Genomic DNA, 8,568 nt, shown 5'->3' with positions numbered 1-8,568 from the left:
CCTATCAATTAATCGCAGCATATGGTTTTGAGGTACCATGTCATTCATGGAAAACATCATCATTTGTTCTCTTTTTTATCTGCGTTTTTGGTCATCATAAAAAAACACCGCCCTTCTGATATTTATTATATCAGAAAAACAGCTCCAACAATAGCAAAACCCTGCAAAAGCAGGGCTTTGTCTACAGTCTGAGCCAAGGAACTTAATTCCTGGCTTTTAAAGAGCGATAGACGGGGCTCGAACCCGCGGTCTCGACCTTGGCAAGGTCGCGCGTTACCAACTACGCCACTATCGCACAAGCGGGTGATGGGAATCGAACCCACGTATCCAGCTTGGAAGGCTGGTGTTCTACCATTGAACTACACCCGCACATCATATTCAGATGTGTTTACCTGACATTTGTCAGAAGAGCGATAGACGGGGCTCGAACCCGCGGTCTCGACCTTGGCAAGGTCGCGCGTTACCAACTACGCCACTATCGCATAAGCGGGTGATGGGAATCGAACCCACGTATCCAGCTTGGAAGGCTGGTGTTCTACCATTGAACTACACCCGCACATTTGTGCTTGTCCGTCACAACGAAGATTAGTATATCTGATGTTGGAATGTTTGTCAACAACTTTTTTGAAATTTTTTAATTTTTTCTTTTGTTCCTAAGATTCATGCAATATTCTTGTCTGTTAACGCATTCACACTAAAAAAATTATGATAGAAATATTTTTCATGAGAGTTTTCCAGAGCATGCTTCAAAAAAGCTTTCTGCAAGATGTACGTCACAATTTGTGGGAGATTTTGCCCGGATGAAAGCGCCGTAGCGGGCTACGACAACTGAATTCGGGCGAAATATACCGCAAAGTGGGGCGTGCAGATTGGGGAATGATTTTTCAAACATGCTCTGGAGCAGTCAACAGTTACACGGTTCACCATATTCAAAGCGATGCATGTTACCAGATTCACACTACGACTTTCTGTTTTTCCAGAAATGATATTTTCTAAAATACCACCGTGCCTGTTCTGTTGACTGCCATTTTCTTTTTATTCCGTTAATTTTCCCAGTCCCAGACATTGGAAGCTTCCACATGTGTACGCGGCTTCTTGATCACCAGCTCCGGACTCTTCGCACTTACCTTGGAGTTTGCAGGAATTGATTCTGTAATGAATGTGTTTCCGCCGATGATCGTATTCTCCCCAATTACAGTTTCTCCACCAAGTACAGAAGAATTGGAATAAATGGTCACATTATCTTCAATAGTAGGATGACGCTTCACACCAGAAAGCTGCTGTCCTTTTCTTGTAGAAAGAGCGCCAAGGGTAACTCCCTGATACAGCTTCACATTATTTCCAATAGTAGTCGTTTCACCGATTACTACGCCAGTGCCATGGTCAATAAAGAAATATTCCCCAATCGTAGCACCTGGGTTAATATCTATTCCTGTGTGGTCATGAGCATACTCTGTCATAATCCTTGGAATAAACGGAACCTCCTCCAGATAAAGGATGTGTGCCAGACGATACACATAAATTGCCAGAAATCCCGGATAGGAGAAAATAATCTCCTCTTTACTCTTCGCAGCCGGGTCACCATCAAAACCAGCCTGCACATCTTTCAGCAGCATCTCCTGCACTTCCGGAAGCTGCTCAAAAAATCTGGAGGTTATCTGTGCTGCCTTGCCGCATGCACTGGTCATATCATCGCCAACATACAGAAAAGCCGTCTCAATCTGCGCCTGCATACGGTCAAACAGGTCATTGAGCAGATATCCGGTATAATGTTCCGGAAAAACAGCTGCTCCCGAATCAATATCGAAATATCCCGGAAAAATAACTGATCTCATTTCTTTCACAATATCAATAATTGCTGCACGGACTGGCAGATGTCTTCCGCTCTTTGTCAGGAACAGCTCTTCCTTACGGTAATTGGCAGTCAGACGCTCTACTGCATTCTCTATGGATGTCTTTTTGTCACTCATAACTGGTCTCCTCGTATTTTGCTTTCCTTTCATATTATTACACTATTCTTTTTACGTCAATAAAAAAAAGATTGACCTTTATCCAATCCCCCGATATAATGGAGAATGTCATGGAGATGTACCCAAGTGGCTGAAGGGTCCGCACTCGAAATGCGGTAGGCCGGGTAACCGGTGCGAGGGTTCAAATCCCTCCATCTCCGTTTCATAATTGTTTTCGTGCAAATTTTATTAATTTTGCCTTGACAACTGTTCCTTTTGTATGTATAATTGCAACAGAAACAAAACATAGGGGATTGGTCAAATGGTATGATAGGGGTCTCCAAAACCTTTGGTGGGAGTTCGATTCTCTCATCCCCTGCTCTTAAGCGTCAGAAATCTTGTAATTCAAGGTTTCCGGCGTTTTTTTATCGCAGCATCAGAGCTTGTTTAAAAAAAGCTCTAAAACATATCTGAAATAAAGACATTCTTCTACTATCCGTCTTCTGCAGACTTCGCAATACAAAATAAGGAATATGAAACAGCAAACCATTCCATGCTGTCTCATATTCCTTTATTATTCATTCAGAACCACCTTGTTTTATTTCTTCAACAACATCACATGCTCTGGTGGAAAATACAGATACTTTGGGATATTGTCCTTTGCAGTTTCCTGGAAATTCTTTTTCTGGCACATCCACCACAAAGTGCCGCTTTCTGCAGCCCCTTTATTACGAAACAGATACTGATGCTCAAAAGTATTTTCAATATACTCCTCAACCTGCACTTCCATGGTATTCTCACCAGCCTTAGTTGCCGGCCTCATCCAATGTCCCCGGATTCCAACATGGGTAATATCCTCTGTCACTTCCTGTTCTGAACGAAGCATAAGCTCCCAATCCAATGCATAAACCTCATGGCTGCCCATCTTCTGCACTGCAGAAAAATTCTTACATCCAGTCAGCCTTGCAGCCTCCAGATACTGAGGATTTTCGAAAATATCCCTGGTCTCACCAGTAAGAATATCTTTTCCATTATTCAACAGGGTCAGCTGACTGCAGAATTTATATGCCTCATCCCTACTGTGAGTTACCATGATCATATCGCCTTTGTAATCTTTCAAAAAATTCTGCATATCACGCTGCAAAATATCCTTCAGATACCCATCCAGCGCAGAAAAAGGTTCATCCAGAAGAATCACCTCCGGCTCTCCGATCATCATACGCGCGAGAGCCACCCGCTGCTGCTGACCGCCAGAAAGCTGCGACGGAAAATGCTTTTCCAGTCCCTCCAAATGATATCTTTTTATGTAATCTGCAACCTTCTGTGAAAGCTCGCTTTTTTCCCCTCGATACCCGCAGGCAATATTCTTTTCCACAGTCATAGTTGGGAAAAGGGCATAATTCTGAAACAGGTATCCAACTCTTCTCTCCTGAGGCTTTAAATTAATTTTTGCCTCAGAATCAAAAACAGTCTTCCCGTTAATAATGATTCTTCCGGAATCCGGAGTTTCAATTCCGGCAATACTGCGAAGAGTCATACTCTTTCCGCTTCCGGAAGCGCCCAGGATCCCTATAGGTCCATCCTGCCCCTTCAGTCTTACATCCAGGGAAAAACCTTTAAAATTTTTCTGAATATCAAGTTCAATCGCCATTATATCCACCTTCTGGTCTGCATTCCTCTTCCGGAAACAATATTAATTGCTGCAACCACCAGAAATGAGATCAATATGATCACTACGACCCAGAAACCTGCCATATCATAATTTCCAGCTGCAGTCTCCGATGCAATTGCAACAGAAACCGTTCTTGTCTTTCCAAGGATATTGCCGGCAAGCATGGAGGTTGCACCATATTCACCAATGGCACGGGCAAAAGCCAGTACGGTACCGGAAGCAATTCCAGGTCCTGCTGCAGGCATAATTACTTTCCAGAATATCCGACTTTCACTCATTCCCAGAGTTCTTCCTGCATAGATCAGATTCACATCCACCTGCTCAAAGGCCGCCCTGGCATTTCGATACATCAGTGGAAACGCGATCACAGAAGCTGCGATCACACATCCGGTCCATGTCTGAACTACTTTAATGTCAAAATTGTCCAGCAGAAAACTTCCGAAAGGCCTTTTCAGGCTAAAAAGCAAAAGCAGGCAGAATCCGGCTACTGTAGGCGGCAGAACAAGAGGCATTGTCAGAATCCCATCCAGCACTGCCCTTGCTCCCGGTTTCAGTTTCATGATCTTCCTTGCACAGAATACTCCCAGAAAAAAAGCAAATATAGTTGCTGCCATACCGGTTTTCAAAGAAATCCACAAAGGACTCCAGTTTATTTCACTGAGAAATTCTCCCATATTATTATCCTTTATTCTGCAGTATCTTCAGATGCTTCCTCTGTCGGCTCTGCGGTCTCTTCAGCGGCTGCCGTGTCATCCGTTTTCTCGTCATTTACATAAGCTGCAAATCCATATTTCTCAAATACTTCAAGAGCTTCATCAGACTGAAGGTACTCAAGAAATACTTCTGCTGCTGCTTTATCATCATCACTTGCTTCTTTATCTTCTACCATTCCGGCAGGGTAAAGTACAGGTGTTTTAAGGCTTCCCTCCGGTGCCTCTGCAATAACCTCAACAGAATCTGCCACAGAAGCCGCATCCGTAGCATATACGATACCAACCTCATTACTGCCCTCACTTACAGATGCAAGTACATCTGTAACATTCTTACCCTCGTTGATCTCCATCTTGTTTACTTCATCTGTAATTCCAAGATTATCAAAAATCTCGCGTGAATACTGTCCAACCGGAACATCCTCTCCGGCAAGGGCAAGGTTTGCAGCATCTGGAATGTTCTCAAATCCGGTTACCTTGGTCTCTCCCCCCTTTGGTTTAATGAGAACAACTTTATTCTCAAGAAGATTCACTACAGAATCCTTGTCAGCAATCCCCTCGTCAACCAGTGCATCCATCTGCTTCGTAGCAGCTGAAAAGAAAATATCGCAGCGGGCGCCTTCCTCAATCTGAGTCTGCAAAGTTCCTGAACTGTCTGCATTGTAAAGAATCTCAACATCCGGATAAGTTTCATTAAAATTCTTCTGAATCTCTTCCATGGCGTTATTCAGGCTGGCTGCAATAAATGCGTAAACCTCACCTTTCAGTTCCGGTGTCTCTGCTTCAGCAGATACGAAAGTAGTTCCAAACATCATAGTTCCCATAACACCAGCCATAAGTGCTGCAAAAACTCTTTTTTTCATTTCACGCCCTCCATTCTTGTTGTATTTTGTTATGTTTTGTTATGTTTTATTCAGTTTCATTCATTATACTTAATTTCATTTGCTATGTCAATTTGAATCTGCATTGTTTGTGCAATTTTTATTAGTTCATACAAATTTTTTCTCCAACGAAACACTCCTTGTTATTTTCTTTCCAACATGCTATGATATTTAAATACTACCAATAATAAATACAAAAGTCAGCTGCTTCTCAGCTATGGAACACGTTCATACTCCTGTCTAATCTCCTACTTGCTCATATGTTCCGATCTGTCTGATATCCATTCATTCAGCATATAGACATAATGAATACACAGCTGTCTTTCAGGAGTTTTGTAGTAAATAATGAAAAGAGGATTTAACTATGAAATTAAGTGCACGCAACCAGTTAAAGGGAAAAGTTATCAATATCAATAAGGGAGCCGTTAACTCTATCGTCACAATTGATATCGGAGGTGGCAACATTATCACAGCTACTATTTCCTGTGCAGCTGTAGAAGAACTTGGACTTGAAGTTGGCTCTGACGCTTACGCAGTCATTAAGGCAACCAACGTTATGGTGGGAATTGATGAATAAACTTTATACCGCTCAGGAAATTGCAGACAAGCTTCAAATTAAAAAGACCACAGTTTATGAATTGATCAAGCGTGGAGAATTATATTCTTCTAAAGTAGGAAAACAGCTTCGCATCAGCGAGCAGCAGCTGAAACAATACCTGGAGCGTTCCGGTTCCGGCAATAACATGCCAGATCAGAACGCGGTTTCTTCCGCCAGTACCCTTAACGGAAATCTGCAGATTCCGGAACTTCCTCCGGAAAGTTCCCTTTTGAAGAGGGATTATCTTCTCCACTCCAGCGGACTGATCCTTTGCGGACAGTTTTCCCCGGCTCTCGAGCTTCTGGTCAGCCAGATGTCCATTCACCCTCAGGGAATCCCAGTCCTTCAATCCTTTATGAACAGCTACAACAGCCTGTATTCTCTTTATTTCAAAAAGGCTCACATAGCATGTGCAAGTCTGGATCCGGAACATATACGCAGCCTTGTCCCAGGTGTACGGCTTTCTCTTTTATGCCTTTATGAGTATTCCATAGGGCTTTATGTTCCTTCTGGAAACCCTTTGAAGCTTTCAGGTCTGATGGATTTCGCCCGTAAAGACATAAAGATTGCCAATCGGGAAAAAGGAAGTACACCACGGATTTATCTGGATCAGTTTCTTTTCTCAGAAAAAATTTCGCCAGCCAACATATCTGGTTATCATACTGAACTGGTATCCGATATTTCCACTGCCGCAGCTATTGCTACGCACAAGGCAGATTCAGCTCTTGGAGAAGAATACGCAGCACACCAGTCCGGACTTCTGGATTTTATTCCGCTTCAGACACTTCCTATGTATCTGGTCATGGAAACGGAAGCCCTTTCCCAGCCTGGATTCTCTGCTCTTCTTGAAATTGTACGGTCTGAAGATTTCCGAACTATTCTTCAGGGACAAACCGGATATGATGTGACACGGACAGGAGAACTGCTTTCTCTTTAAAATATCCATGGATAATAAAAATGCTTTTAATTTATTTGCGCAGCTTCTGAACTGCTGTTTGAATAAATTAAAAGCATTTTTTCTTAGAGCGCGTTTGAAAAAAGTATTTTTCAAACACGCTCCAGACAAGTCATTCGGTAAACAAAAAAATCTATTAAAAAAAATTATTAGGCATTCCCCGCCTATTTTCCGGAAACAATATTCTGCATCCATACGCCTTTCTTAACCAGCACAAAGCCCACAATACATTTCAAAATATCTCCCACCTGTACCATAGCAAAAACAGCCAACACGTGTAAACCTGTGAAACGACTGAGGCAATACGCAATTGGTACACTGACGCACCACACGAACACACTGTCAAATAAAAATGTAATGATCGTTTTTCCACCGGAACGCAAGGTAAAATATGAAGCATGCAGGAATGCGTTCTGCGGCATAAAAATTGCCATGATCATAATAAAGTATTTCGCCAGTTCCTGCGCATCCAGATTGGTATTATACAGCTTTGGGAAAAATGGTGCGACAATCAGCATGACTAATGCCACTCCAGTGCAGCACATGACAGAAAATGCAATCATCTTATTATCTGTATCTCTGGCCTTCTTCATATTTCCCGCGCCTAACAGCTGTCCCACTACAATGGCAACAGAGTCTCCCAAAGCGATGAATACGACATTAAAAACATTATTAATGGTATTTGCAATATTCTGTGCAGCTACTACGTTTAATCCCCGAATAGAATAGCACTGGGTAAGAATCGCCATTCCGGCTGCCCAGAGAGTCTCATTAAGCAGCAGCGGAGTTCCTTTGATCAAAATCTTCTTTGTTAAATTAGCTGGTACCTTCAGAGTACTGTAAAGACCTTTGGCAAAAGGCATTTTCTCTGTGTGGGTATGTGACCATATAATTATAATTGCAGCCTCCACATAACGGGAAAGAACAGTCGCAATAGCGGCCCCTTGTACCCCCAGCTCTGGAAAACCAAATTTACCATAAATAAGAAGATAGTTGAATAAAAGATTCACAAGTACTGCAGTAACTCCCGCCTTCATAGGCTGAACAGTCTCTCCGCATTCGCGAAGAGTACTGGAGTATGCCTGACTGATCATAAATGGCGGCAATCCAATAAACATGATCCACAGATACTGCATTCCATATCTGCTCGTAGCCTCCAGTGCAGCTGCACTTCCTTCGCCTTTCAGATACATGCCTATCAGGTTCTCTCCTGAGCACATTAAAATCAATGTTGTTATAATTGTGAGCGCAATTACCAGCCATAATTTGTAGCGAAATGTCTGACGTACCCCTTCATGATCCTTCTGACCTGCATACTGAGCTGTAAAAATTCCAGCTCCGGACACGCCTCCAAACAGACAAAGATTGTATACAAAAAGAAGCTGATTTACAATGGCTGCCCCTGACATTTGCTCTGTGCCAATCCTTCCGATCATAATATTGTCCAGAAGACTGACAAAATTAGTGATACCATTCTGTATCATAATGGGTATTGCAATTGCAAGTACCATTTTGTAAAAGGCCTTATCTCCCAGAAATTTCTTCCGGAATCCAGGCTTAGTTACTGTGTTTTCCATTTATCGATTTCCCCCTTCATTTCCAGGCTGTAAAACAGAATATTTGTTCTGTGATTACAGCGTGGTAGATACTAAGTTACTACATATTTTCAAATAATGCAATAGGTAAATGTAAACAAATGAGAAAATTTTGCAATAGGAACATACACACAAAAAAAACGATAACCAACCGGCTACCGTTTCCGTTCTGTACCTTCAAAACTACATACATGTTACATCCTAATGG

General features: G+C 42.3%; 8 protein-coding genes and 6 tRNA genes. 4 read left to right on the top strand and 10 right to left on the bottom strand.

Translation table 11 applies throughout. The annotated features are described in order from the left end of the window. Positions 1-222: 222 nt before the first annotated feature. From ACESTK_RS20230 to epsC, 6 genes are all read right to left on the bottom strand, one after another. Positions 223-295, bottom strand: a tRNA-Gly gene (locus tag ACESTK_RS20230). Positions 296-298: 3 nt separating this feature from the next. Next, positions 299-369 (bottom strand) — tRNA-Gly (locus ACESTK_RS20225). 40 nt (positions 370-409) lie between these two features. Next, positions 410-482: transfer RNA gene (locus ACESTK_RS20220), tRNA-Gly, on the bottom strand. A 3-nt stretch (positions 483-485) separates the two neighbouring features. Continuing rightward, a tRNA-Gly gene (locus tag ACESTK_RS20215) sits at positions 486-556 on the bottom strand. Positions 557-721: 165 nt separating this feature from the next. After that, a complete protein-coding gene (locus ACESTK_RS20210) occupies positions 722-892 on the bottom strand; it encodes a DUF6783 domain-containing protein (protein WP_334298340.1) in 171 nt (56 codons plus the stop codon). Between the two features lie 151 nt (positions 893-1,043). Next, positions 1,044-1,970: a serine O-acetyltransferase EpsC gene (gene epsC, locus ACESTK_RS20205; RefSeq protein WP_118579228.1), complete on the bottom strand. Its 927-nt coding sequence runs from the start codon at positions 1,968-1,970 to the stop codon at positions 1,044-1,046. Positions 1,971-2,082: 112 nt separating this feature from the next. Here epsC and ACESTK_RS20200 point away from each other — a divergent pair. Both ACESTK_RS20200 and ACESTK_RS20195 read left to right on the top strand, forming a co-directional pair. Continuing rightward, positions 2,083-2,170, top strand: a tRNA-Ser gene (locus ACESTK_RS20200). An 87-nt stretch (positions 2,171-2,257) separates the two neighbouring features. Next, a tRNA-Trp gene (locus tag ACESTK_RS20195) sits at positions 2,258-2,328 on the top strand. A gap of 219 nt (positions 2,329-2,547) precedes the next feature. Here the strand turns inward: ACESTK_RS20195 and ACESTK_RS20190 are convergent. From ACESTK_RS20190 to modA, 3 genes are read right to left on the bottom strand one after another with little or no spacing between them, the layout of a single operon-like run. Beyond that, the gene (locus ACESTK_RS20190) at positions 2,548-3,600 is read right to left on the bottom strand and encodes a sulfate/molybdate ABC transporter ATP-binding protein (RefSeq protein ID WP_373120603.1); all 1,053 of its coding nucleotides are present in this window, start codon (positions 3,598-3,600) and stop codon (positions 2,548-2,550) included. After that, complete coding sequence (gene modB / locus ACESTK_RS20185) at positions 3,600-4,295, bottom strand: molybdate ABC transporter permease subunit (protein WP_373120602.1); 696 nt, start codon at positions 4,293-4,295, stop codon at positions 3,600-3,602. Before modB ends, ACESTK_RS20190 begins: the two co-directional genes overlap by 1 nt. Before the next feature lie 11 nt (positions 4,296-4,306). Further along, a complete protein-coding gene (gene modA / locus ACESTK_RS20180) occupies positions 4,307-5,194 on the bottom strand; it encodes a molybdate ABC transporter substrate-binding protein (RefSeq protein ID WP_373120601.1) in 888 nt (295 codons plus the stop codon). A 382-nt stretch (positions 5,195-5,576) separates the two neighbouring features. Here modA and ACESTK_RS20175 point away from each other — a divergent pair, with 382 nt between their 5' ends. Beyond that, positions 5,577-5,789: a molybdopterin-binding protein gene (locus tag ACESTK_RS20175; RefSeq protein ID WP_118579240.1), complete on the top strand. Its 213-nt coding sequence runs from the start codon at positions 5,577-5,579 to the stop codon at positions 5,787-5,789. Next, a complete protein-coding gene (locus ACESTK_RS20170; RefSeq protein ID WP_373120600.1) occupies positions 5,782-6,747 on the top strand; it encodes a substrate-binding domain-containing protein in 966 nt (321 codons plus the stop codon). The genes ACESTK_RS20175 and ACESTK_RS20170 overlap by 8 nt, the downstream gene beginning before the upstream one ends. 182 nt (positions 6,748-6,929) lie before the next feature. On the opposite strand, the gene ACESTK_RS20165 is transcribed toward ACESTK_RS20170, so the two are convergent. After that, the gene (locus tag ACESTK_RS20165) at positions 6,930-8,342 is read right to left on the bottom strand and encodes an MATE family efflux transporter (protein WP_373120599.1); all 1,413 of its coding nucleotides are present in this window, start codon (positions 8,340-8,342) and stop codon (positions 6,930-6,932) included. Positions 8,343-8,568: the final 226 nt, after the last annotated feature.

It is taken from the genome of Ruminococcus sp. Marseille-P328 (assembly GCF_964249465.1).
Taxonomy (GTDB): Bacteria; Bacillota; Clostridia; order Lachnospirales; family Lachnospiraceae; genus Blautia_A; species Blautia_A faecis.
Note: the sequence above shows the minus strand (reverse complement) of the source record. Positions and strands in the feature narration are given on the sequence as shown.